Origin of the sequence: Desulfosediminicola sp., from assembly GCF_048381775.1 — a bacterium.
GTDB lineage: Bacteria > Desulfobacterota > Desulfobulbia > Desulfobulbales > Desulfocapsaceae > Desulfopila > Desulfopila ganghwensis.
The window spans coordinates 244,732-269,863 of the sequence record NZ_JBLXGE010000001.1 but is presented as its reverse complement, the minus strand read 5'-3'; the positions used below and the strand labels follow the sequence as shown (position 1 = coordinate 269,863).

The following is a 25,132-nucleotide window of genomic DNA, read 5'->3' as shown; positions in this document are numbered from 1 at the left end:
CTTCCAGAAATGGTTGTAATAGTATGGAAATGTGATGAAAGATACCCTTTTGGGAATTACTGAGCAAGTATGGGGCACCATGGTATCTGGTGTTCTCTTTTATATTTTTGAATGTGGTCAGGGAGCACGACGTAGAAAATGTCTTCATACAGTGTAGAACCAATTGGTGTAATACACTCTTGCTACTCCGAAAAATTCGGGGTACCCAGGCAGCCCCGGCTGGTGACGGCCGCCAAAGGTATTTTGCATTTTTATCCTGATTTTGGGCGACCCGAGATGTTCAATCAGTTGGATAAGTTCACCCATATCTGGATCATTTTTCTCTTTCACGAAACGGTGGCAGAGGGTTGGAAGCCCACAGCAAGGCCTCCTCGCCTGGGGGGGCAGAAGCGGGTTGGCGTTTATGCAAGCCGAAGCCCCCACAGGCCCAATCACATCGGCATGTCTGCGGTTCGTCTTGAAAAGATAGTGAAGGATGACGGGCCGGTCAGGCTTGAGCTTTCCGGGGTTGATCTGCTCGATGGTACGCCGGTACTGGATATCAAGCCATACGTACCATACTCAGATGTGGTCGATGAGGCAGGTTGTGGTTACACATTTGATCCCATCCCGAAGGTTGAACTGCGAATAGCTCAGCAGGTGGAGGATTTTTGTCGACAATATCAGCATGAGACCGGCCGGGAATTGCGGGAACTTATTGTTCAGACTCTGCAATATGATCCGAGGCCCGCAAGCCAGCGTGCAGCGGTGCGGGAGTTTGGGGTGCTGCTCTGGGACGTGAATGTTCGCTGGCGCGCAACAGGGGGTGGTTTTGAAGTTTTCAGCTGTGAGCAGGCCGGGGCTTGTGGTTGATGCGGCCTTTTCCGTTCATCACGAAGAAATAGAGCCTTCAATCAGGCAGAGTACCCGACCTTCCATTTCGTAGTACCCTTCGGCCATATCATAATCGAAGGATGTACCATCTACCTGGATACCCTCACCCTCTATCCGGGTGGGGCCGGGGCAATGAACTGTCTGATCCTTGTCGTTGTAATAAAACAGGTCTGTGTAGAGGTTCTGGTCATCCTTCTGCTTGGTTATGACCACATCGTCCATCAGGGTGAGCACTTCACTCTGGCCGTCAAAGATACCTCTTTTGGCGACGACATTGGTAATATCTCCAGACTCATTGAAGATATCCGCATCGACCTTGTCCAGCATATATTCGCCGGTCTTTTCCGTTGTAAATGCAGATACTGCACGGATTTCAGCGGTAATCCTGCCGTTTTTGCTCTGGACGATTTTGACCTGCTCCATGTTGAAATTCTGGGACTGCTCTTTACCGGGTATCGACTCGGAGTCTGCACCGCCGCGAGGCGTGAGAAAGTTGCCCACCGGTATTTTCCAGGCCGGAAAAGAGAATATCAGTGCCAGGGGTACAAGCCAGATGAGGTTTCGTCGTTTGATCATCCCAAAGTGTATTGTCTGAGCAGTTTCTGGTGATCGCCGCGCGCTTTAAGGATGAGATCACAGCAGTCACGAACAGCACCGTGGCCGCCGGGGCGTGATGTGATGTAGTGTACCACACTCTTGAGTTCATCGGCACCATTGGCCGGGGTTACGGCCAGCCCCACCTGCTGCAGCAATATGAGATCGAGCCAGTCATCTCCCATGTAAGCGACTTCAAAGGGTTTGAAGCCTGTGCTTTTCAGAATCTCCTTGAACGCCTCGTTTTTCTTTCTGGCGCCCTGGTAGATATGGGTGATGTTAAGCTCATTTGCCCGACGTTCGACCATGGCTGATTTTCTCGCAGTGATAATACCTGTTTCGAGTCCCGCCTGGTGCAGCAGGGAAATTCCAAAGCCGTCCTGGGTATTGTATGCTTTACATTCTTCACCGTTGCTGGTGTAGAGTAGAGCGGCGTCGGTAAGAACACCATCGACATCAAGCAACAGCAATTTGATGTTTTTCGCTTTTTCAAGAACGAGGGGATCAATACCTGAGAGGGAGTTCAATTCTCGTTCGCGGGCCATCTTGCGGTACCCATCCATGACTTCACAGTCTGATGGATATGCTCCCGGCGGTTGTGGGGTACAGGACTCTGTCATGGGGAATGTAAATTTCTTCCTTGTATGCGAAAAAGGCTGAACCGCTTTCTTATAGTGCAGTTCAGCCATATGATTCGTGCTGTGATCCTGGGTGACCGGCTAACAGGTGGTCACCGCCTGGCGAATTTTTACCAGTTGGCGTAACAGGTCTTCCATCTCTGCCAGAGGGATTGAGTTCGGACCATCGCAGAGCGCCTTTTCCGGCTCTGGATGGATCTCCATAAAGAGCCCGTCAATACCGGCGGCAATTGCAGCCCTGGTCAGGGGGGCAATGAACTCACGTTGTCCGCCGGAAGAACCACCGGCACCACCTGGAAGTTGCACGGAGTGCGTCGCGTCAAAGACCACCGGGCAGCCAAGTGAGCGCATTACCGGCAGGGAGCGCATATCGACAACCAGGTTATTGTAACCAAAGCTTGCCCCGCGCTCGACCAGCATCACCTTCTCACTTCCAGATTCACGTAACTTATTGACTACGTTTTTCATATCCCAGGGTGAAACAAACTGACCCTTCTTGACGTTGACCGGCTTACCGCTTTTGGCGGCTGCAGCCAGGAGGTCTGTCTGGCGACAAAGGAAAGCCGGAATCTGGATGATATCGAGAACCTCTGCGGCGGGTTCAACCTGGTGCACCTCATGGATATCAGAGATTACGGGCACCTGCAGGTCTTCACGGATTCTGCCGAGAATCTCCAGACCGTTCTCCAGACCAGGCCCACGGTAGGAGGTGATGGAGGTTCGGTTCGCCTTATCGAATGAAGCCTTGAACACGAAGTTAAGACCGAGGCGTGAACACATCTCCTTCATGGTGGAGGCAACTTCCCTGGCGAGCTCTTCGGATTCCAGGGCACAGGGACCGCCGATCAGCATCAGGGGTTGGTCGTCACCGACGAGGAAATCTTCGCCGGTGGGACCGGAAACGGTCACAGAATTGACATTTATCATACTGTTAGCAACTCTTTTTCTTGGCCAGTGCTGCGCTGATGAAATCCTTGAACAGCGGGTGCGGCTTCATTGGTTTAGATTGGAACTCCGGATGGAATTGGCAACCAAGGAACCAGGGGTGATCGCTTATCTCAACGATCTCAACCAGGTTGTTGTCTGGCGACGCACCTGAAATGCTCAGGCCTTTTTCCTCGAGCACATCCCGATACTCGTTGTTAAACTCAAAGCGGTGTCTGTGGCGTTCGAAGATTTCCTTGGCCCCGTATGCGGCATGGGCAAAGCTCTCTTCCTTGAGCACACATGGATACGCTCCAAGGCGAAGGGTACCGCCCATGTCTGAAGTTTCGTCCCTCACCTGGGTTTTCTGGGTCCTGTAGTCGAACCACTCTTTAATCAGGTAAATGACGGGATCCGGAGTCTCCGGGGAGAGTTCGGTGGAGTTTGCAGCGGTAATACCAGCTACATTTCTGGCATACTCGATGGTGGCGAGCTGCATACCGAGGCAGATTCCAAAAAATGGGATCTTGTTCTCACGGGCATAGGTGATGGCGTTGATTTTTCCTTCTGCGCCACGTTTGCCGAAGCCACCCGGAACGAGAATACCATCGCATCCCTCAAACATTTCTGCCGGATCATTCACTTCGAGATCTTCAGCGCTGATGTAGCGCAGGTCAACCTTGATACCATTGGCAAGACCACCGTGAACAAGCGCCTCATGCAGACTCTTATACGACTCTGTCAGATCGACATACTTGCCGGTAATGGCTATGGTTACGCTGTCTTTCGGGTTTTTGATGGTGTGAACCAGGGCTTCCCAGGGCTTGATGTTAGGCTGGCCAGTCCAGACATTGAGGAGTTCAAGAATCTTGTTATCCAGCCCCTCGCGATGCAGGTTGATCGGCAACTCGTAGATGGTATCGCAGTCTATTGCCGTGATAACAGCATCTTTATCAATGTTGCAGAACAGTGCGATTTTTGCCTTTAAACTCTCATCAAGAGGAACTTCGGTGCGGCAGATGAGTACATCCGGCTGGATGCCGTCTGCCCGCAGCTCACGAACCGAGTGCTGGGTAGGTTTGGTTTTTACCTCACCGGCGGTTTTGATGTAGGGAACGAGGGTGAGGTGCACGTACAGAGAGTATTCTCTGCCGAGATCACCACGCAGCTGACGGATTGCCTCGATAAACGGCAATCCCTCGATATCGCCTACGGTGCCGCCGATTTCGATAATTGCAACGTCGACGCTGCCATCAAGCTGCAGTACCGCTGCCTTGATTTCGTCTGTGATGTGCGGAATAACCTGGACGGTGCCGCCAAGATATTCACCGCGACGCTCTTTAGAGATGACAGAGTGATAAATACGCCCGGAAGTGTAATTATTCATCTGCGCCATGACAGCATTGGTGTAGCGCTCGTAATGCCCCATGTCGAGGTCGGTCTCTGCACCATCGTTGGTTACATAAACCTCACCATGCTGGAACGGGTTCATGGTACCCGGATCGACATTTATGTAAGGGTCGAGTTTTTGAAAGGTTACTGTAAGGCCACGGCTTTCGAGTAATGCTCCGAGGGCAGCAGAGGCTAAGCCTTTGCCCAGGGAGGAGAGTACACCGCCGGTGACGAAAATGAACTTGGTCCGTTTAGTATTTTGTGTCGTTTTCATGTCCGGCACTATATCAATCGAGGCTTCATTTTTAAATAGAAAAATGGTGTGATCTTACGAAAGACGTAATCAAAAAAAACACCGAATATGTAACATATTAACAGAGTGGCATTTTGTGTTAAGAAACGATGGCTTGAAGAGATCCGATATAATGCATAATCTCTAACACCAGGGATGGAAAATATCGTCCATCGTAACCACGACATTATCAATGTGTGCATTCTTTAGCGATAATGCAAATCGGAGCAGATCTCATGTCACACGATAATCAAAGATTTCAGAAAGCACTTTTTGGTGGCGGCTGCTTCTGGTGCATGCAGCAACCCTTCGAGATTCTTGACGGGGTGGTCGAGGTAAAAGTCGGTTATGCCGGTGGTGATGAACCGGAACCGCATTATGAAATGGTGGCGTCAGGTTTGACTTCGCACCTGGAGGCGGTGCAGATTGTCTATGATCCGGAAAAGGTTTCCTACTGGCGACTGGTTGAGGTTTTCTGGCGTCAGATAGATCCGACAGATGGGGGTGGCCAATTTGCCGATCGCGGCAACCACTATAAAACGGTCATCTTTTACCTCAATGATGTGCAGAAGTGGATTGCTGAGCGATCACTGCTGAGGCTGGAGAATTCAGGCAGGTTTCAGCGACCGATAGTGACCGAAGTCCGTGCAGCGAAAACTTTTTATCCGGCGGAAGAATATCACCAGGGCTACTATCTGAAAAATGCCAATCACTATTCGTCATATAAGACAGGTTCCGGCAGAGCAGGTTTTTTAGAGCAGGTCTGGGGCGGTGAGCCGGATATTTATGTGATTCCGAAAGATAATGAGCTGCGGCAGCGACTTACCGCTCTTCAGTTCGAGGTGACAAGGCAGGGGGGGACCGAACCGTCATTTGCCAATGAATACTGGGACAACAAGGAACCGGGAATCTATGTCGATGTGGTCTCCGGGGACCCACTTTTCAGTTCAACCGACAAGTATGATTCGGGTACCGGCTGGCCGAGTTTTGTCAGACCGATCGTTCCTGAGTGCGTGACTTTCAGGGAGGACAGGTCGCTTTTCAGCGCGCGGGTGGAGGTACGAAGTGCCACAGCTGATTCACACCTGGGCCATCTCTTTGTCGATGGCCCGGAACCGACGGGCAACAGGTATTGCATCAACTCGGCCGCTCTCCGTTTTGTTTCAGCCGAAGAACTTGAATCGCAGGGGTATGGTGATTTCCTCTATCTCTTCAGGAACGCCTCAAGTTAATCTGGCCCACTGTCGCTTCATGAATGGAGTTCTCGTGAATTATCATGCTGCGCCATTGAGAATAGCTTCAACAGTTTTACCCTCGATTTTTGCGTTGAATACTTCTTCCAGCAGTGGAGCCACCTCCTGGTAATCATCAGGTCCAAGCAAAAAACCTGGAAGCGGTTTGGCTTTCAAGGTTTGCAGGCGGCAGTTGTCAGCAAGGGAAGGATCTTTGAGATGGCGCCGAATGTTCTGATATTTTGATATGTCCAGCATGGCTGGCAGAACATCAAGCATATTCCCCCAATATTCAAGCTGGCCAAGATGTTCGATAAGCTGGCTGACCGCTGTTGAGGCTGCGAGGTGTTTGTTTTCCACCAGAGCCGGCCGGCTGGGAGTGCACTGCTCTTTTGAGAGAAAACAGCGGCAACTGAATGGGCGAACTTCGTAGATGGTACAACTGCCACTTTCCAGGAAAGGGCAGGCCTGAACAGGTTCAGTGCAGCTTTCTTCAGGCGGTTCATCGCCGTTAAGGCAGATCTGTGCGTATTCGTTCATTGTCTGCGATGGATGGAAAGGCATCACCCGGGCGCTCAGTTTTTCGGCGAACCACTCCTCATTGCCGTGACTGATAACATGGTTGAGGATTTGTGCACCTTCGAGTGCGGTAATGGTCACATTTTGGGTGCAGCAGGTAGCGCATCCCTGGGTGCAGGCCCACCGCTCGACAGCCGTCCATTCGGCAAAAGCCGTATAAATAATTTCGAGTATCCGTTTTTTCATCTCTGTACAGCCTTTTTCGTTTTGTCGAGCGTAGAGTTATTTCTCATTTCCCAGGCTCACCCTTGTTGGTCTTGTCACCTTCTTTCTCTGTATCCACTTCAACATAACCGGTTCCCAGGCAGTCAGGACAGTCATCCCAGTCCATCACAAACCGGCTCACGCCACGAAAAAAAGAAATCTGGCCAGAACCGCCGCAACCATCACATGTTTTTTTCTTACGGTTGTTTTTATCCATAGCTTTTCCTTGGAGCAATCAGTTCGGGGGCAATGAGCTGCGATCAGGGTACCACCGTTTCGCCATTATAGGGAAGAGATGAAGATATTGCATGAAAATGCGTACCCCTCAAAAAAAATAAGAGGCAAGATCCGTTGGGTAAACCTCAGCTTTGCACAAAGGGCAATTGGCTGGTATCATGACGGATCTTTGGAGTCGTTGAATGTTCGGTGAAAATAAATATCAGGCTGATTGTGGCTCTCAGCCATGGGGGGATGAGTGAATTACTATGTACAAAAGAAATAATAACCAATTGTTATGGGTTTTGGCGGTCGGGCTGGTGTTGGCTCTCTCAGGCTGCTCCGGGACATATTACAGTGCCATGGAAAAGGTGGGGATTCATAAACGTGATATTATGGTGGACAGGGTTGAAGGTGCCCGGGACGCCCAGGAGGATGCCCAGGAGCAATTCAAGTCTGCGCTTGAGCAGTTTAACTCAGTGGTCCAGCTGGAAGAGACTGACATCAAGCGGGCATACGATAAGCTCAACAGCGAATTTGAGGCGAGCGTGGAGGTTGCTGACGAGGTTCGCAGTAGAATTGATAAGGTTGAGGACGTTGCTGAAGATCTCTTTGCGGAGTGGGAGGAAGAACTGGAGATGTACCAGAATCGTGAGCTTCGCAATTCGAGCAGGGAAAAGCTGCAGAAGACCAGGGCCCGCTATCGTGAGATGCTTTCCAGCATGAGGCAGGCTGAAAAGAGTATGGACCCGGTTCTGAGAATCTTTCAGGATAACGTATTGTACCTGAAACACAATCTGAATGCTCAGGCCATTGGTTCACTGCAGGGTGAGTTTGCTTCACTCAAAGGTGAGATCGACAGGCTGGTCAGTAAGATGAATCAGTCCATCGAGGAATCGAACAGGTTCATTGAGCATATCAAGTAACAGCTAGAGCGGTAGGCACTCAGTTTTAAAGGCCCGAACCGGGAGAGTTTGCCCGTGTTTCGGGCCTTTAAAATGTAATCGGCAATGTGTTTTTTTTATTCAGGCAAAATGTGCATGACAATTTCGGGCTAGCAGAGTGGTCGTAAATCAGGCTCGAGCAGGAACAAGGTCCGCAGGCTGTTGACCAGCATGTCGCGAACCAGGTTTGTGCAGAACTTTTCATAGACTTCATTTTCGATGATAAAAGTATCATCACCAGACTGTATTTCACCAACTGTGCCAAAGTGTTTACCCAAAGGGCCAAAACTGCCGAAGCCGCCGATTGTGCATTCAGTTGGGTAACCGTTTTTATGCTGTGTTGACTTGTCAGCCCAAAAGTAACTCCAGGGCAGGTTGCAACGCACGCCGTTTCTTTCTGTTTGAAAGCTGGAGTTTTCTGATTTGAGAAACTGCAGTGTTTTTTGCCCTGCCTCCATGTAAATGTCAACAACTGTGGTGTCGGCCGGTGGTGTCAAGTTGGCCGGGCTGATCTGCAGATTGGCCGAGATGGTGTTGATGTTCATGTCGTCAGCCAGATAAATTTTGTTCAGGTATGTCTCAAAGCTGTCAGCGATAAGAGGCCCATGATATACAGGCACAACATGTGATGGTGTGGACATATCCTGGATATGATGGAGGACTCTGCCCAAGAGTTTGAAGACATCCCTTTTTGATTGTTTGCATATCTCATGCAGCATCTCTTCGCTACGTTTTCTGAGTATGTAATCTGAAGAAATATGGAAGGTGAGCGGCTCCATAAAAGACCAGATCGGTTCCTGCAATGTCGAGCGTTCAAGGTTGTGCGGGGCAAAGTGCCAATTGGTGGCCCTGGTATAAATTGGGCTGATGTCTGCATCTTTGGAGCCGTCCTGAATCAGGCTGGTATGCTGAAGAAGCATTGGGGCTACAGGACTTTGAGACATCCTGACAAATTGCCGCACGGCTTCGGCTGTGACGCGTAAATGGTCGAAAGCCTTCATTTCTAGTGGTATCTCCTTTTCCCTCCGGTCGAGAAGGGCGTGATGGGGTAAAGAAACCGGATCAATATTCAACAAACTCTACTTTTACGTTCTTACTATTATCTGGCAAAGAGGGGACCTTTTTGCCGTAATTGGCGGGAGGTCTTGGAGTAAAGCGTGGTGAAAGGCAGACAGGCCTGGTTGTCAGAGAAGCTGAAAACAGAGCAGAAGTATGTAAGGAATTACAGAAATACGCGCGGGAGGTGGAATTGAGCTTGTCAGGCTATTTCGTTAAAACGACCACCGGACTCTGAAAGAGCCCGGTGAAAAATATTTGAAAAATTTTTTTCATTGGATGTGGAGCGATTCATTTTTTCACAGAGCTGCGCATACCAATGGTGGCGGCACCGATGGCGTTGCCTACTTCACAGTTGTCAGGAAAAGTCACTTCTGTTCCAAGTCTTTCAGCAACGGCGGGCAACAGATATCTTGCCGCTGCCCCAATACCTATCATGGGAATCTTGATTGAGAAATTGACGCCAACCACCGGGTGCTCATAGCGTTGAGAGAGAAAGCTGGTGAGCGATTTTCCCCAATAATGCTCAATAACATAGTCGAGTATCAGGGTTTCAATTGTATCCACAGCCCTGGCAATGATGAGCTCGCTGAACCCTTCTGCGTCCAGGGAGAGAGACTGTCCAAGTATCCGGGCCGCACGTTCCGCAGCGCTGCTGTCGCCGAGATGGATCTTCCCGAGCACATGCAGAGCATCTGTCGGAGTGAAGCCGCACTCATATATCTGTTGCAGGTTAGCCATGCGCTCCAGCTTCTTTTCCAGGGTAATGCCGGCGATCCCGGTATGTTCTCGGAGCTGCCAAGGCGTTGCCGGTCCGTTTTGGGTAAGGAAGGTGGTGATATTGTCTGCCTGTCGGAGATCGGCAGGTATTTTTTCAAGCCGGCTGATAATTAGCTTTGAGCGGTCTTCCTGGCCAAGCCAACGCTCTACTTCGGGAAGATCTCCGGCCATCGATATTGGCACAACCCGCTTGGGACCGAGCTGAACATTGCCCTTGGCATCAACGATGGCGTGGCTGTCACCACCGATGCCATGGGTCATCATATCCACCGCCTCGACATGGGTTTTCCAGCCACCGATCTGACACCCTTCACTGGAGAGGGTGGGCGCACCGTTTTTGATCATGGCGATATCGGTGGTGGTGCCACCTACATCAATTACCAGGGCGTCGCCTTCAGTGTGCATCGCACCGAAATGGGCGGTACAGGCGGGGCCGCTTGCCACTGTGCTACCGGCAAAATGTGTGGCTTTTGTCGAGTCGATCGTTGACCCGTTGCCGCTGACAACGAAAACGGGACAGGTGAGTTCAAGCTGTTCCATGGCCTCACTGACACCGTCCAGATAGTTCTGCATCACGGGCATCAGTTTAGCGTGGAGTCCGGCGGTTGCGGCGCGCTCGCGCATCCCGGCGATATCACTGGTTCGATGTGAACAGAAGACCGGTTTGGGGTCGATCATGCTGATAGCTTTTTCAGCAACCAGTTCATGGGTAGGGTTTTTTATCGACATCGCCGAGCAGACACCATAGGCGTCGACCTCGTTGCGAAGGCCCTGGACGATCTCGAGCAGGTATTCGAGATCAAGCGGCTCTTCTTCGGCGCCGGTGATGGTGTGGCCCCCTTTGATGTAGATGACCGCTTTTACCGGCAGTTTGAAATGCTTGACATAGCCAATCACCAATAAGGCAACCCGGGCCCCCTTGTTTTCAACGACTGAGTTTGTGGCGAGGGTGGAGGAGACGACGAGTGATTCTACCTGATCCGGTGAAATGTTACTCTGCCGAAGGAGGGCGGCCAATGTTTCACCTGTGCCAAGAGCTAGTTGCTGGTGGGTGGTTGGTTGTTTGGCCGAAGCAATAATTTTTCCTGTCTCTTTTTCAAGGAGGACACCATCGGTGAAGGTGCCGCCGGTATCGATACCGATTATGTATGTGCTCATGGAAACCGTACTCTTCTAGTTATATCGAAACCATGTCCAATGCTCTGACACGGAACAGTTGTTTCAGCGTTTTGATTTAATCATCAGGGTGTCATGCGGTTCATATAACGTAATCATACCGGAAAGAACAGGATAAAAAGGAGCTAAGAGTTTGCTGGGGTAGGCACATTGCCCCAGCAATTTGTTATTTGGGGGAAAGTAATGCTTTGATGCAGGCGAACGGAGTGAAGTGAGGTGTCTCATGAGATGATTGAGTGAAACCCAAATGCCTCCACCGCTCTCCCCGTCAGGTCTGTAGTTGGATATTGTTATCAGCATCTCCCTGGTGTATTGTAATTTGATACTGACCTGAACTTTAACCCTTAATTTATTGAACCTTATGAGTTTTCTGGATGTAGCCGGCAAGTCGTTTGTTGTTTTCGGCCTGGCTAATAAAAAATCTGTCGCCTGCGCCATCGCCCGAACCCTTGTTGCGGAAGGTGCAGAAGTTATACATATTGTCCGCTCCGAAGAGCGAAGAAAGACAGCGAATAAGCTTTTCCCCGACTCCCCCGTTTTTCTGTGCGATGTGGAGGATGAGGAAAATATTATCAGAGTGCGGGATGAAGTTGCCCGGGAGTTGGACCGCCGTGGTGGAATAAAGCTGAGCGGTTTGGTGCATTCAATCGCATTTGCCAATTATTCCGAAGGGCTTAAGCCTTTTCACGAGACCTTGAAGAAGGACTTTCTCCAGGCGGTAAATGTTTCCTGTTTTTCATTTATCAGCATTTCAAATCATTTCAAGGAGCTGCTTGCAGAAGATGGCTCAGTGGTGACCATTTCGATCTCCACCACCCGTATGGCGGCCGAGAATTATGGCTATATGGCGCCAATCAAGGCGGCACTGGACTCTTCACTCTGTTTCCTGGCCAAGAGTTTTTCGGCCTTTTCCAAGGTTCGCTTCAATGCGGTGGCACCCGGGTTACTGAAGACTTCAGCTTCAGCCGGTATCCCCGGCTATGTGGACAGTTACCTCTTTGCAGAAAAAGTCATCCCCCGAAAGCAGGCACTGACCACCCAGGAGTCGGCGAATACCGCAGCCTTTCTGCTCTCGCCGAGATCTTCGGGCATCAACGCCCAGACTATCGTGGTAGATGGCGGAATGGAAATTAACTATTTTGATAAAGAGATTATCAAAGGTGCTGTGGGCTGATACGTTTGGGTATATGAAAAGATCCCGGAGCCAGCATGACTCCGGGATCCTGCAATAACTTCCGCATTTGCAGAGCTGCTAACTCAGGTTGTGGTACCGCCTGTTCCTGTCACTTTTCACCAGATAGCCCATCATATTATAGACCAGTTGCGCGGCGGTAAATCCGTTGCCATGCAACTGCGGGATAGGTGCGAACTCGACCATGTCAAAGCCTATGCAGACACGGCTCTCCATGATCTGTTCAAGCAGCCACATGGCCTGATACCAGCTGAGGCCACCAGGCACCGGCGTGCCTGTAGCGGGCAGCAGGGCGCTATCCAATCCGTCGATATCAAAGGTGATAAAAACCTTTTCCGGGAAATTATCGGGAAGATTCAGGTCGTGACCATTTCTCCAGATATCTTCGGCGTCCCGATACGCTATATCATGTTCTTGTCGATAATCACGCTCTTCTACAGAGTAGCTGCGAGTGCCCAGCTGGTAGATGGGGATTCCCTGTTCGTGGATTCGCCGCATAACACAGGCATGGCTTAACTCTGAGCCTTGATAGCTGTTGCGAAGATCTGCGTGGGCGTCAAACTGGATGACCCCGAAATCTTCAAAATGTTTTTTGAGGGCTGGGATGACGCCGCAGGTCACGGTGTGCTCACCACCGATAATCACAGGGATTTTGTTCAGCCCGAGAGTCGCGTCAACACCCCTTTCAATGTTTGCCAGCACCTTTTCGCATCTGCCGGAACAGTCTACAGGAGGCGCTGTATAGAGGCCATATTCGGCCGGGATCACGTCGAGGGTAAGCAATTCAAGCTGGCAGGAGGCTTCAAGGGTTGCCGCCGGTCCTGCCGAAGTACCGGCTCCATAGGATACCGATTCTTCAAACGGAACGGGCAGTACATGGAAGAGAGCATCCTCAGGCTTTGAGGGTTCCACATCCTCACCATGAAAACTCGGCATTTCCTGGTTCATGCTATCCGGCTCCTGTAGTCAGAATAGTCAAAGCTGCGTATAAGTTTCGGGCTGCCGCTTGCGAGCGAGCAGGTGTAGAGCGAAGGCAACTCAACGCCATTGAAGGTGTTGTTTTTCACAAATGAGTAGAGTGCCATATCGGTCAGCACCAGACGCGTTCCGGCTTTGAGTGGTTCGTTGAAGGAGTAGTCACCGACAATATCCCCGGCCAGGCAGGAGATACCACCCAACCGGTAGGTGTGCGGGTGTTCATCGGGGGCGCCTCCGCCTATCACATGGGGACGATAGGGCATAGCCAATACGTCGGGCATGTGGGTTTCGGCAGAGGAATCGAGGATGGCGATATCAACACCGTTCCGCATGGTATCGACCACGCTGGTGACAAAGACACCGGCGTTGAGCACTACCGCCTCACCCGGTTCGAGGTAGACCGGAATATTGTTATGGCGGGCGCGAAACTCATTAATGGTTTTGCACAACAAATCGAGATCATAATCTTCCCTGGTGATGTGGTGGCCACCACCGAAATTTATCCACCGCATCTTGCTGATTGCTTCCGGGAACCGATTCTCAAAACTGTTCAGAACCCGAACCAGTACGTCGGCTCCTTGTTCACAGAGTGCGTGAAAATGCAGTCCGCTGATGCCGGAGAGATCCACGCCTGCAAGATCGTCAGGGCTTACCCCAAAACGGGAGCCCGGCAGACAGGGATTATACAGATCAATTTCAACCTCGGCATGGCCGGGGTTGACCCGCAGGCCGATTTCAATATTGCGCCCGGAAGCGGCAATACTGTCTCTGTGGGTGTGCCACTGATGGATGGAGTTGAACAGGATGTGGTCAGAAAAGCGGATGACCCGTTCCATCTGGGCAGTGGTATATGCCGGTGCATAGGTGTGTACTTCCCTGCCGAATTCTTCCCGGCCGAGCTGGGCCTCAATCGGGCCACTGGCACACACGCCGTGCAGATATTCCCTGATAAGGGGAAAGACAGCAGGCAGGGCAAATGCTTTCAAGGCAAGCAGGATCTTGGCTCCGGTGCGCTCCTGCACCGAGGCCAGGATCCGGCAATTGCGGCGAACCGCATCCTCACTGATGAGATAACAGGGAGTGGCGACCTGGTCTGTGATGCTTTCAGGAAAGTCGGCCAGAGTTTTTTTGTCGATGCGGTTCATAGGTGCTATTCGGGAAGTTCGCCTTCAAAATCAATCACCTGCCAGGGCAGCCCGTTTTTGTTGAGCTCGTCCATGAAGGTGTCGGGGTCAAGCTGCTCGACGTTGAAGACACCTTGACCTTTCCAGATGCCCTTCAGCATCATCATGGCACCAATCATCGCCGGCACTCCGGTGGTGTAGGACACGGCCTGGGACTGCACTTCCTGGTACGCTTCAGCGTGGTCGCAGATATTATAGATGTATTTCTGCTGCTGAACTCCATCCTTTTCACCCTTGAATACACAGCCGATAACGGTTTTGCCGCTGTAGTTGCTGCCCAGGGAACCCGGATCGGGCAGAAGCGCTTTTAAGAAGCGGATCGGCACGATCTTCTGGCCTTCATACTCCACCTCATCGATACGGGTAATACCGACATTTTCCAGCACCTTCAGATGAGTGAGATACGGCTGGCCAAAGGTCATCCAGAAGCGAATGCGTTTCAGCCCCTTAATGTGTTTGACCAGTGACTCCATCTCTTCATGGTAGAGCATATAGCTCTCGCGGGGACCGGCCACGGGGTAGTCGAAGGTAAAGTGCACGCAGTCGTCGTTTAAGATAGCAGGGGTTTCTATCCACTCACCATCATGCCAATGGCGCACAGTCTGGGTCACTTCGCGGATGTTGATCTCCGGGTTGAAGTTGGTTGCGAATGGGTGGCCGTGGTCGCCTGCGTTACAGTCCAGAATATCGATGGTTTCGATGGAGTCGTAGAGATGTTTCTGGGCCCAGGCACAGAAAATATTGGTAACACCCGGATCAAAGCCACAACCGAGAACGGCCATCAGCCCTTTTTCCCTGAACTTGTCCTGGTAAGCCCACTGCCAGCTATATTCAAAATGAGCGGTGTCTTCAGGCTCGTAGTTGGCGGTATCGAGATAGTGCACCCCACACTCCAGGCAGGCGTCCATGATGGTAAGATCCTGGTAGGGCAGCGCGACGTTGATAACCAGCTCCGGTTTGACCCTGTTCAGAAGTTCAACCAGTTTCGGAACCTGGTCAGCATCAACCGGGGCGGTGGATATCTTTACGCCGTACAGTTTGTCGACTTCCTGGGCGATGGCGTCGCACTTTGAAACCGTGCGGCTGGCCAGCCATATGTCGGTGAAAACTTCATTGTGCTGCGCACATTTCTTGGCCACCACATTGCCGACTCCGCCGGCTCCGATAATGAGTACCCGTGACATACTATTCTCCTTTATGAAGATACCGTAGTTTTCTGATGTACTGCGGCTTATTCTTTTTCAAAATAGGTATAACCTCTCAGGCCTTCGTCGAATTTTGAGAGGATGGATTTACGCTCCCGCGGGGTGATGAAACCCTTGTGGATAGCGTTTTCAGCGATAAGCTTGAGCCGGTTCTTTATGGCCCGCAAGTCATATTCAACATAGGAGAGCACATCGGCGACCGAGTCGCCTTCGAGCTCCCTGATAAACTTGTAGCTGCCGTCATCGTTGACATGGATTGAGACAACATTGGTGTCGCCAAAGAGGTTGTGCAGGTCGCCGAGGGTCTCCTGGTAGGCGCCGACCAGAAAAATACCAAGATAATACTCTTCACCATTTTTAAGCGGGTGGAGCATTATGGAACGTTTATCCTGTGAGACGTCTGGGAAATTCACTATTTTGCCATCAGAATCGCAGGTGATGTCGGAAATGATCGCAGGTCGTGTAGGCAACTCATTCAGTCGGTGAATCGGCATGGTGGGGAAAATCTGGTCGATGGCCCACACATCCGGTAACGATTGGAAGAGGCTGAAGTTACCGTAATAAATATCATAGATCAGCTTGTTTATTTTCTGTACATCTTTCGGTATGTGGCTCAGTCCTTTTGAAATCTCGGATATTTTCAAGAGGGTATGCTGAACGAGGTTTTCGGCCAGTGCCCGCTCCCGAATGGTGATGTGACCGTGTTTGAAGAGCTGACGTGCCTGGCTGCGATAAAACAGGGCATCATTGCAGCACTCCTGGATGTTTTTGACTTCGACCATATTATAGGTGGCCATCAGGTTTTCGAGCAGGTCGTTGTCAACCACCGGCAGCTTCTCCGGAATGGGCATTGGCTCGAATGAGCTGATATCCAGAATGTTGAATAAAAGCAGAGAGCAATAGGCAACAATGGCCCGGCCAGACTCGGTGATGATGGTGGGGTGGGGAATATCGTTTTTATCAAGTACCGTTATGATGGATTCGATGATGTCTGAGCAGTACTCTTCTATCGAGTAGTTTCGGCTGGAGTGGGTGTTGGTATTCGAGCCATCATAATCCACAGCGAGGCCACCCCCCAGGTCAAGATATCCCATGGGTGCTCCTTCCTTGACCAGCTCCTCGTAGAGGCGGCAGGCCTCCATGGCACCGGCGCGGATATCGGAGATGTTCGGAATCTGGGAGCCTATGTGGTAGTGGAGAAGCTGCAGGCAGTCGAGCATATCCTCATCTTTGAGACGATCGATGGCATTGATGATATGACTCATTGAAAGCCCGAAAACGGAGGCGTCACCACCAGACTCGGTCCACTGGCCCTCGGCCTGGGTGGAGAGCTTGATTCGAAAACCTATGGCCGGTTTAATATCGTGGAATTTCGCCCGCTCAATGATCAGTTCCAGCTCGCCGGGCACCTCGATCACGAAAAAAACCTGATACCCCATCTTGATTGCAAAAAGACCAAGGTCGATGAATTCCTCATCTTTATATCCATTACAGATCAGGCAGGCGTTGCGGTTCTGTAGCATGGCGATGGCTGCTATGAGTTCTGACTTGCTGCCCGCCTCCAGGCCGTGGTTGAACTCTTTGCCAAACTGACTGATAGCCTCTACCACCTGTTCCTGCTGGTTCACCTTTATGGGGAAGACGCCTTTGAATATGCCCCGGTAGTTGTTTTCCCTGATGACCTTACGAAAGGTTTCGTGCAGGAGCTTGATCTGGGAGCCCAGGATATTTTCGATGCGGAGCATCACCGGCATGGACAAACCACGGTCTTCAACTTCCCGGGCTATTTCATGAAGACTCAGTTTGGGGCCGTTATCGGCACCTGCGGGAGTGACGACAACGTGACCGTTCTCATTGATTGAGAAGTAGCCCGCTCCCCACTTGTCTATTCCATATTGTTCCGTGGCCTTGGCAATTGTCCAAGGTGACGTGGTGCTATCCTGACTCATTTCAAGACCTCAAGCCTGGCAAATTTGTCTTATTACGCGGTGGACAAGGCCACCAGCAGCCGTTAATAGAAAAACTGGCATTTATATGAAATGAAATAATAAGTCAATATAAAACGTATCCTGTCTTGTCGGTGAAAACACCACAAGAATGGTGGGTTAGTAGGCAACGAGCCAGGCAGGAAGTAAAAAAGCAGGTTGTCAGGCCTTATTCACCTTGCCACAACGGCACCCTGCTATACGTATTATAGGCAGACGGATTGAATCGTTTCCAACAATTATATGGGAATGAAAAGGCAGAATTTCAAGAAAAGATTTGCTTCCGGCAGGTTTTGTCGGGTTGCTGATTGGTTGACTTGCACTTTTGGGCAGAGTGTGTCAAAACTGGCCCAACCAATACCCGGAACAGTCATCTTTCAGGGGCTGGTGTGTTGTTGGACCGAGGCAATGGCATAATGCAATAAAGTATCTGGGGAGTTCCCCGATTGGAGGTTTGTGTAATGGCTGTATCCAGTGGTGTTCGCGTACAGGTTGGGAATCTTGAAGTTGATCGGCAACTCTACGATGTGGTTGGTGAGAGAATTGCGCCAGGAACTGGTGTAGAGCCGGAAAAGTTCTGGGCTGAGCTTGAAAAGCTGGTCGCAGAACTCATGCCGAAAAATCGAATGCTTCTTGGCAGGCGAGATGAGCTCCAGCTGATGATTGACAATTATCACCGGGATTCCAGGGGAGAGATATTCGACAGTGCGGCGTATGAGGGGTTTCTGCGGGAGATCGGTTACATCGTCGATACGGGAGATGATTTCACCATATCCACTGAAAATGTGGACCCGGAGATTGCCACCATCGCCGCACCGCAGCTGGTGGTACCGGTTACCAACGCCCGCTATGGTCTGAATGCAGTCAATGGTCGTTGGGGCAGCCTCTATGATGCACTGTATGGCACCGATGTATTGGCTGAGAGTGATGGTGCTGAAAAGGGTAAAGGCTACAACCCGGTTCGCGGTAAAAAGGTAATGGCATATGGTTCCGACTTTCTGGATAGGGCTGTGCCGTTGGCCGGAGCGAGTCACCGTGAAGTCGTTGAGTATACCGTTGATACTGAAGCTAAAGAGGATGTGGCGCAATTTGTCGCCAAAATGGCAGATGGCTCAATGAAGGGACTTGCAGATCCTGCGAAGTTTAAGGGTTACAGCAAAGATGGTGGGCTGTCCATGTTGCTGGTGAACAATGGTTTGCATCTCGAAATTCAGATTGACCGTCAGCATCTGGTCGGCAAAGATCATCCGGCCGGAGTGAAGGATATCGTTTTGGAGTCCGCACTCACCACGATTTGCGATTGCGAAGATTCGGTTGCTGCGGTTGACGGAGAAGACAAGGCCCTTACCTACAGCAACTGGCTCGGCCTGAACAGGGGAGACCTCACCACCTCCTTTAATAAGGGTGACAAGGTTGTTGAACGCACCCTGAATCCTGATAGATGGTATACCGCAATCGATGGCTCGTCATTTTCCATTTCCGGCAGAAGCGTGATGTTGGTGAGAAATGTTGGCCACCTGATGACTACGCCGGCGGTACTCTTGAAGGGTGAAGAGATTCCGGAAGGGATGCTTGACACCATGGTTACCGCCTATGTCGGTCTGCATCAGTTGCGCGGGAACGTGAAATACGCCAACAGTCCGGCTGGCAGTGTCTATATCGTGAAGCCGAAGATGCACGGGCCTGAGGAGGTTGCCTTTGCGGCTGAGATTTTCACCCGAACTGAGCAGGCACTTGGTCTGCCGGAAAACACTCTGAAGATCGGCATCATGGACGAGGAGCGCCGCACCACGGTCAATCTCAAGGAGTGCATCCGTCAGGTTCGTGAACGCATCATCTTCATCAATACCGGCTTTCTCGACCGGACCGGTGATGAGATCCACACCTCAATGCAGGCCGGCCCCATGGTGAAAAAAGAGGCCATGAAGAATGAGGCCTGGATTAAAGACTATGAGGACCAGAATGTTGATGTCGGTCTAGAGGTCGGGTTTTCCGGCAAGGCCCAGATCGGTAAGGGAATGTGGGCCAAGCCGGATATGATGGCGGAGATGGTGGAGACGAAAATCGGTCACCCGAACTCAGGCGCCAACTGTGCCTGGGTACCTTCTCCCACAGCAGCTACCCTGCACGCCATGCATTATCATTATGTGGATGTGTTTGCGGTGCAGCGTGAACTGGCACAAACTGGTCCACGTGCAAGTCTTGAAAATCTTTTGACCATCCCGCTCTTGAAAGATGAGTTGAGTGAAGAAGAAATACAAAACGAGCTGGATAATAATGCACAGTCTATCCTCGGCTATGTTGTCCGCTGGGTTGAGCAGGGCATTGGTTGTTCCAAGGTGCTGGACATCACGGATGTCGGCCTTATGGAAGATCGCGCAACCCTTCGTATTTCTAGCCAGTATCTCGCCAACTGGATTCTCCATGGTGTCTGCAGTGCAAAGCAGGTGATGGAGTCGCTCAAGAAAATGGCGGCTGTGGTGGATCGTCAGAATGAAGGAGACCCAGCCTATCGGCCCATGGCTGCAGATTTTGACAAAAGCGTCGCCTTTCAGGCGGCCTGCGATCTGGTTTTTGACGGTCAGAGGCAGCCGAATGGCTATACCGAACCGATTTTGCACAGACGCAGGCTTGAAGCCAAGAAAGTGTATGGCTGTTAACGGGCCACTGCTCACTCTGTAAGGAGTAGGGTGTATCGGTCGTTCAACTTTTATGGCGATTTATATTGAGGGGTATCACTTGATGATACCCCTCTTTTGATATAGTGGTATATCCATCGGAGGATAACCTTAAAAATAACCCCTCAACCACAAAATCGCCGATCTGCGAACGGATGGTAATTAGTGAAGCTATCTGAAAAACTGACAATTCTGGCTGATGCTGCAAAATACGATGCCTCCTGCGCTTCGAGTGGCAGCAGTCGCAGTAACACGCTGGATGGCATTGGCAATGCTGCGCAAAGCGGGATATGTCATAGCTGGTCGGCTGACGGACGGTGTATTTCTTTATTAAAAGTATTAATGAGCAATGATTGTCTGTTCGATTGCAGTTATTGTCTCAGCCGCAGATCGAATACTTTGCCCAGGGCAACGTTTACCCCGGAAGAACTCGCTGATCTCACCATTAACTTTTACCTGCGCAACTATATAGAGGGGCTTTTTTTGAGCTCCGCGGTGTACGGTTCGGTGAATAGGACCATGGCGGATCTGGTTGCTGTTTGTCGCTTGCTCAGAACCAGACACAAATTCAACGGCTATATTCATCTTAAGGTTATCCCGGGTGCAGACCAGGAGCTGGTGCGGCAGGCGGGATTTCTGGTGGACAGGCTTTCGGTCAATATCGAACTGCCCTCGGAAAGTTCACTCAAACTCCTTGCTCCCCAGAAAACGCGCAAAGCGATTCTTGCCCCCATGAGCCAGATCGGTGAGGAATATGCAGGCTATCGCCAGGAGAAAAAGAAGAGCGGTAAGGCTCCCACCTATTGCCCGGGCGGGCAGGCTACCCAGATGATTGTCGGTGCCTCGAAGGAGAGCGATTATCAGATCCTCAACTTGACCGAGCATCTCTATCGGCGGATGAGCTTAAAGAGAGTCTATTTTTCAGCATATATCGCGGTGAACGAAGCACCGATTCTGCCGGCGGTTGCCTCTTTGCCGCCACTGATACGCGAGCACCGGCTGTATCAGGCGGATTGGTTGCTCAGGTTCTATCGTTTTCACGCCAGTGAGATACTCTCGGAGACTTCACCCAATCTCGATATGCGCCTCGACCCAAAAGCTGGTTGGGCGCTACGAAATTATGACCTGTTCCCCCTCGATATAAACCGTGCAAGTTACGAGGAGTTGTTGCGGGTTCCGGGTCTTGGAATGATCTCGGCCCAAAGGATTGTCGCCACAAGAAGGGTTGCGCCCATCCGGGAGGAGGATTTAAAAAAGATTGGTCTGGTGATGAAACGTGCGAAACATTTTATCTCAATCAATGGCAGGTTCCTGGGAGACAGGACCATGTCACACGGCCAGTTGGCTGCGGCTATGTACAAAGCGGAAACCCCTGCCAGCAAGAAGGTGCTGCAGAACAGCAGGCAATTGAGACTCTTTAAAAATTGATGAATACTGCTCCCGACACGTTTCTCTATGATGGCTCGTTCGATGGCTTGCTTACAGCCGTTGCCTATGCCGTAAAGTCACAAGCACCTGTCGCCGGCGTTTACGCTGAGCATCACTATATGCCCACACTGGTTGCAGGAATCCGGCAAATCAAGACTGAAAGGGAACAGGCACAGCGCCTGTTCAGCTACCTGAACTCGTTGGGACGTATGCCGGCACGGCTGGCCTTCAACGGATACCTCAGTGAAGACAAGGAATCGGCCAATTATATCCACGGTCTGGTACGTGAGTGTTTGCGGCTGGGGAAAAGTGCTGCGGACTACTTTGCCTCAGAGCCGATACGTAATTTAAAAGGGCTGGACAAAAAGGTGAGTTTTGAGGCGCATCGCCTCAATGGTTTGATTCGCTTTCGCATACTCAAAGACGGGCTGCAATACGCACCGATAGAGCCGGATCACAATGTTATCAGTTACTGCGCGAATCATTTTATCAAACGCCTTGCGAACCGGCGCTGGATACTCCACGACATAGCACGGGATCTGGCACTGTTCTGGGACTGCAATACCCTGCAACCGGTCTCTGTCGCTGACGACTTCACCAGCTTTGTGGCGGAAAACGGGGAGGTGCCACCCGAAGAGATGGCTGAGCAGGAGCTTCACTATCAACAGCTGTGGAATTCTTTTCACGCGGCTATTAGCAACCCCGCCCGGGAGAATCATAAACTTCAACGACAGCTTATGCCGAAGAGATACTGGAAGTATCTGGTTGAAGTGGGCTGATTATCTTTTTGCTATTAGTGCCTCCAGATAGCGCGATTTGACCTGCTTGCTGGCAAGGAGTTGTTTGACGGGAGGCAGTTTAAAGATCGCTCCCAAAAGAATTGCCAGGGCGCGGTGACTGAACAGCAACCTGTTGTCGAAGATCAGTTCCTGCAACATGCCTCGCTCGATAGCCATCACCACCGTTCGGTGGGCAGAATTCAGAGGAGTGATAACCCGTTCGGGGCGTGACGTAAGCTCAATCACCTGTTCAGGGCAGCTGCGTACGCACACACCGCAACCCAGGCAGAGTTCCCTGTCCAGTTTGGCTTGTTTACGTTTCGGTTTATGGGGATCATTGGCGGAGACCAGTGAAATCGCTTCAACAGGACAGGCGTCTACACACTTGCCGCAACCGGTACAATTGTGATGGGCAACAACCGGTAGGAAGTTGGTGGTATGGACGGGATGAAGAGATGCAAACCGCTTGGCTGCCAGCATCGCCTCGCAGCAGCAACCGCAGCAATTACAGATAAAGTTGACTCTCTGGCGGACATTCTCGCCAAATTGGATCAGGTTGTGTTCCCAGGCTTTTGCCAGCAACTCACGTCCCTCAACCTTGTCCACTGGCCGGGCGTGGCCATGGCGGATAAGCGAGCCGGCTGAACTGTTAAAGGTCATGCAGATGTCCATGGGGGCATCACAATTTTTGCCGACGTGTTTCATCTTATGTCGGCAGTAACAGAGGCTGATGCCGATCTGCTCGCTGGTGTCGATGACTTCCGTGGCTCGCTCGTAGTCAAGTACATGCAGGGCAGCGCTGTTTTTCAGAGCGGCCTCCTGCACGAAAACCCTGCCGAGCTGAGTCTCTCCTTCAGTGAAGAGTGCTTTGATAAATTCTTCCTCAACATTGAGGTATTGGTAGAAAAGTTCAGCAAGCAGTTTCTGATCCAGGTCGTCGCGAATGCGCATCAGGGAAAACTCGAAAAAACCTGCCATGGGTGGCGGGAGCACATACCGGACTTCGTTGTCGCTGTGAATGTCAACCAGAATGGCTCTGGAGGCGAGTTCATTCAGGAGTTTGAACGCTTCGGTTTCGCTGAGTCCCCAAATAGTTGCAGCCTGGCGTGGTGTGAAGGGCTTGATTGGAAGCAGAGAAACTTTTCTCGCCTCCTCATCACTGAGCAGGATCTTCAGTATCCGCTCCAGATACTTCGACGGAGGGGCGCCTTGTGGAAAACGGTTTAACCGTTCGGTGAGCTTGTTGTACGCGGAAAGGTCGACATGATGTGCCATATGCAAATCTCCCCTGGTTACATGTATGGTGTTTATCCTCCTATAGTACCATGTTTATTGGGTAAATCAATGGGGTCACATAGACACTGGTTGAATGTGTTCCATAGAGCTGCAGAGTACTCGATTGACGCATCTTCCAGCGAAAATAGGAGAGCGCACACTTGGCTGCTCTGCTGCACAGGTCGTTATGAAGCTATCAGAGGTGAAAATTGCGGGCAAATCTTTGGAACCAAATCCTGGAACGTCGATCAGTAAAACAATTGGACCAGCAGTGCCTAAGTGTTGGATTGTTTTTTCTGCAACGACGTCCCGCAATTTTCACAGATGCGTCGGCCTAGAGGCCGAGCAGCCTCTTGGCATTGGAATACATAACCTTTTCCCGAACCTTTTCATCGAAAGGTAATGACTCATATATTTCCAGGGCATGCTTCTGCTCCACAAAAGGGTGGGCACTTGCAAAGATAAACTGGTCCTGAATGACAGTATTTGCTGCTTGAATATATGCGTCAGCCTGCGGGGAGAGCTCAAACTCCGATACTTCAAGAAAGACATTGGCATTTCTCTGGGTAACAAATATCGCTTCATTCACCCATGGGTAGCCACCGTGACTGATGACGATCTTCAACTCCGGGAAGTCGCGGGCTACAAAATCAATATAGCGCGGGGCTACGTGATCCATAACCGCGCCTTCTACCAGTGTGGCAGGGCCGGTGGTGAAGATGACAGGGATTTCCAGCTCACAGCACTTGGCGTAAATGGGGTAATACTTGGCATCGTTAGGGTAGAGTTTCGCGAGGTAGGGGTCTACAGCCGCACCTTTCATGCCAAGTTCCGTCACAGCCTTGGTCAATTCGCGCACTGCATCCATTCCCTTGTGGGGGTCAAGACCGTAAAAACCGATAAATTTTTCAGGATACGCTGCGCAAAACTCAAGAACGCTGCCGTTGTTAGCGGGGATGCCGTAGGTCTTCTCGCAGTCACGACCAGTTATTACAGCTACTTCTACATTTCTATCATCAAGCTCGGTAACAATCTCTTCAAGGCTCTGGATTGGACGATCATCAAAATTGATTGCCTTGCAGAGTCCTGCGAACATTGTGCTGTTCTTTATACCTTCAATAACCTCCGGGGTATTGGGCCGGAAGCGAAAATCTATAATCTTCATCGGTCTACTCCTTATTCGTTATGTCCCGTGGACGTTGTACTGTTTGTCACCGGTACTTGAGCAAGATGTGTGCCTTAATTTGTTGCTGTTCCACAGGTGTTGCTTTCGTGATGATACTAACAGCCTGTTAATGTGAGATTATCGAGTTTGATTTTTGCTGACGAGAGGAAAGGTTTTGCTGGCTGGAGTGAAAACTTCCGGCAACAAGAACAACAGGGAAAAACACTGCGGGTTGCATGGGTGAAACATGGTTGCGTATGTGCAGCGATGCTGCGGGTGTTGTTGTTCGGGTGATTCGCTTGAACGTACTGTGCTGCAGGGGATTTTGTGGCTTGTAGGCAACTGGTGTTGCGACAGTGCAAC

Annotated in this window: 21 protein-coding genes; 7 read left to right on the top strand and 14 right to left on the bottom strand. The window is 50.9% G+C overall.

Going from position 1 to position 25,132, the window contains the following annotated elements; genetic code table 11:
• The first annotated feature begins 138 nt into the window (after nt 1-138).
• On the top strand, nt 139-852 hold the full coding sequence (gene tsaA / locus ACN5NT_RS01160) for a tRNA (N6-threonylcarbamoyladenosine(37)-N6)-methyltransferase TrmO (RefSeq protein ID WP_419174182.1): 714 nt from the start codon (nt 139-141) through the stop codon (nt 850-852).
• An 18-nt stretch (nt 853-870) separates the two neighbouring features.
• Here tsaA and lptC read toward each other — a convergent pair whose 3' ends face one another.
• The 4 genes from lptC to ACN5NT_RS01140 all read right to left on the bottom strand — a co-directional run bounded on the left by lptC (nt 871) and on the right by ACN5NT_RS01140 (nt 4,695).
• Nucleotides 871-1,449 carry an LPS export ABC transporter periplasmic protein LptC gene (lptC, locus tag ACN5NT_RS01155; protein ID WP_136796130.1) on the bottom strand — a complete coding sequence of 193 codons (579 nt, stop codon included), beginning with the start codon at nt 1,447-1,449 and terminating at the stop codon, nt 871-873.
• A complete protein-coding gene (locus ACN5NT_RS01150; RefSeq protein ID WP_419174181.1) occupies nt 1,446-2,087 on the bottom strand; it encodes a KdsC family phosphatase in 642 nt (213 codons plus the stop codon). Before ACN5NT_RS01150 ends, lptC begins: the two co-directional genes overlap by 4 nt.
• Nucleotides 2,088-2,186: 99 nt before the next feature.
• Nucleotides 2,187-3,032 (bottom strand): 3-deoxy-8-phosphooctulonate synthase, encoded by an 846-nt coding sequence (gene kdsA / locus ACN5NT_RS01145; protein ID WP_419174180.1) that lies wholly within the window; start codon nt 3,030-3,032, stop codon nt 2,187-2,189.
• A gap of 4 nt (nt 3,033-3,036) precedes the next feature.
• Nucleotides 3,037-4,695, bottom strand: coding sequence for a CTP synthase (locus ACN5NT_RS01140; protein ID WP_136796132.1), 1,659 nt, complete (start codon nt 4,693-4,695; stop codon nt 3,037-3,039).
• 254 nt (nt 4,696-4,949) lie between these two features.
• Between ACN5NT_RS01140 and msrB the strand changes: the two genes are divergently transcribed.
• A complete protein-coding gene (gene msrB, locus ACN5NT_RS01135) occupies nt 4,950-5,945 on the top strand; it encodes a peptide-methionine (R)-S-oxide reductase MsrB (RefSeq protein ID WP_419174179.1) in 996 nt (331 codons plus the stop codon).
• A 42-nt stretch (nt 5,946-5,987) separates the two neighbouring features.
• Here the strand turns inward: msrB and ACN5NT_RS01130 are convergent, their stop codons facing one another.
• Both ACN5NT_RS01130 and ACN5NT_RS01125 read right to left on the bottom strand, forming a co-directional pair.
• Nucleotides 5,988-6,710 (bottom strand): YkgJ family cysteine cluster protein, encoded by a 723-nt coding sequence (locus ACN5NT_RS01130; RefSeq protein ID WP_419174178.1) that lies wholly within the window; start codon nt 6,708-6,710, stop codon nt 5,988-5,990.
• Nucleotides 6,711-6,753: 43 nt separating this feature from the next.
• Nucleotides 6,754-6,945: a hypothetical protein gene (locus ACN5NT_RS01125; protein ID WP_419174177.1), complete on the bottom strand. Its 192-nt coding sequence runs from the start codon at nt 6,943-6,945 to the stop codon at nt 6,754-6,756.
• A 268-nt stretch (nt 6,946-7,213) separates the two neighbouring features.
• On the opposite strand from ACN5NT_RS01125, the gene ACN5NT_RS01120 reads away from it, so the two are divergent.
• Entirely contained in the window at nt 7,214-7,870 is a 657-nt protein-coding gene (locus tag ACN5NT_RS01120) for a DUF2959 domain-containing protein (protein WP_419174176.1), read from the top strand.
• 128 nt (nt 7,871-7,998) lie between these two features.
• Here ACN5NT_RS01120 and ACN5NT_RS01115 read toward each other — a convergent pair whose 3' ends face one another.
• Nucleotides 7,999-8,889: a hypothetical protein gene (locus tag ACN5NT_RS01115; protein ID WP_419174175.1), complete on the bottom strand. Its 891-nt coding sequence runs from the start codon at nt 8,887-8,889 to the stop codon at nt 7,999-8,001.
• A 346-nt stretch (nt 8,890-9,235) separates the two neighbouring features.
• Nucleotides 9,236-10,882 (bottom strand): hydantoinase/oxoprolinase N-terminal domain-containing protein, encoded by a 1,647-nt coding sequence (locus ACN5NT_RS01110; protein WP_419174174.1) that lies wholly within the window; start codon nt 10,880-10,882, stop codon nt 9,236-9,238.
• 379 nt (nt 10,883-11,261) lie between these two features.
• On the opposite strand from ACN5NT_RS01110, the gene ACN5NT_RS01105 reads away from it, so the two are divergent.
• Nucleotides 11,262-12,074 (top strand): enoyl-ACP reductase FabI, encoded by an 813-nt coding sequence (locus ACN5NT_RS01105; RefSeq protein WP_419174173.1) that lies wholly within the window; start codon nt 11,262-11,264, stop codon nt 12,072-12,074.
• 78 nt (nt 12,075-12,152) lie between these two features.
• On the opposite strand, the gene speB is transcribed toward ACN5NT_RS01105, so the two are convergent.
• Genes speB through speA form a run of 4 tightly spaced genes read right to left on the bottom strand, consistent with a single transcriptional unit; the run spans nt 12,153 to nt 17,408 of the window.
• A complete protein-coding gene (gene speB / locus ACN5NT_RS01100) occupies nt 12,153-13,040 on the bottom strand; it encodes an agmatinase (RefSeq protein ID WP_419174172.1) in 888 nt (295 codons plus the stop codon).
• A complete protein-coding gene (gene nspC / locus ACN5NT_RS01095; RefSeq protein ID WP_419174171.1) occupies nt 13,037-14,215 on the bottom strand; it encodes a carboxynorspermidine decarboxylase in 1,179 nt (392 codons plus the stop codon). Before nspC ends, speB begins: the two co-directional genes overlap by 4 nt.
• Before the next feature lie 5 nt (nt 14,216-14,220).
• Entirely contained in the window at nt 14,221-15,438 is a 1,218-nt protein-coding gene (locus ACN5NT_RS01090) for a saccharopine dehydrogenase C-terminal domain-containing protein (protein WP_419174170.1), read from the bottom strand.
• A gap of 47 nt (nt 15,439-15,485) precedes the next feature.
• The gene (gene speA / locus ACN5NT_RS01085) at nt 15,486-17,408 is read right to left on the bottom strand and encodes a biosynthetic arginine decarboxylase (RefSeq protein ID WP_136796143.1); all 1,923 of its coding nucleotides are present in this window, start codon (nt 17,406-17,408) and stop codon (nt 15,486-15,488) included.
• 497 nt (nt 17,409-17,905) lie between these two features.
• Between speA and ACN5NT_RS01080 the strand changes: the two genes are divergently transcribed.
• The 3 genes from ACN5NT_RS01080 to ACN5NT_RS01070 all read left to right on the top strand — a co-directional run bounded on the left by ACN5NT_RS01080 (nt 17,906) and on the right by ACN5NT_RS01070 (nt 22,329).
• A complete protein-coding gene (locus tag ACN5NT_RS01080) occupies nt 17,906-20,104 on the top strand; it encodes a malate synthase G (protein WP_136796144.1) in 2,199 nt (732 codons plus the stop codon).
• Between the two features lie 183 nt (nt 20,105-20,287).
• On the top strand, nt 20,288-21,550 hold the full coding sequence (locus tag ACN5NT_RS01075; RefSeq protein WP_136796145.1) for a putative DNA modification/repair radical SAM protein: 1,263 nt from the start codon (nt 20,288-20,290) through the stop codon (nt 21,548-21,550).
• Nucleotides 21,550-22,329, top strand: coding sequence for a TIGR03915 family putative DNA repair protein (locus ACN5NT_RS01070; RefSeq protein WP_136796146.1), 780 nt, complete (start codon nt 21,550-21,552; stop codon nt 22,327-22,329). Before ACN5NT_RS01075 ends, ACN5NT_RS01070 begins: the two co-directional genes overlap by 1 nt.
• On the opposite strand, the gene ACN5NT_RS01065 is transcribed toward ACN5NT_RS01070, so the two are convergent.
• Together ACN5NT_RS01065 and ACN5NT_RS01060 are read right to left on the bottom strand one after the other, a co-directional pair.
• Nucleotides 22,330-23,604, bottom strand: a complete 1,275-nt coding sequence (locus ACN5NT_RS01065; protein WP_419174169.1) for a 4Fe-4S dicluster domain-containing protein — start codon at nt 23,602-23,604, stop codon at nt 22,330-22,332. It lies immediately after the preceding gene.
• Between the two features lie 334 nt (nt 23,605-23,938).
• Complete coding sequence (locus ACN5NT_RS01060) at nt 23,939-24,769, bottom strand: amidohydrolase family protein (protein ID WP_136796148.1); 831 nt, start codon at nt 24,767-24,769, stop codon at nt 23,939-23,941.
• Between the last annotated feature and the right edge of the window lie 363 nt (nt 24,770-25,132).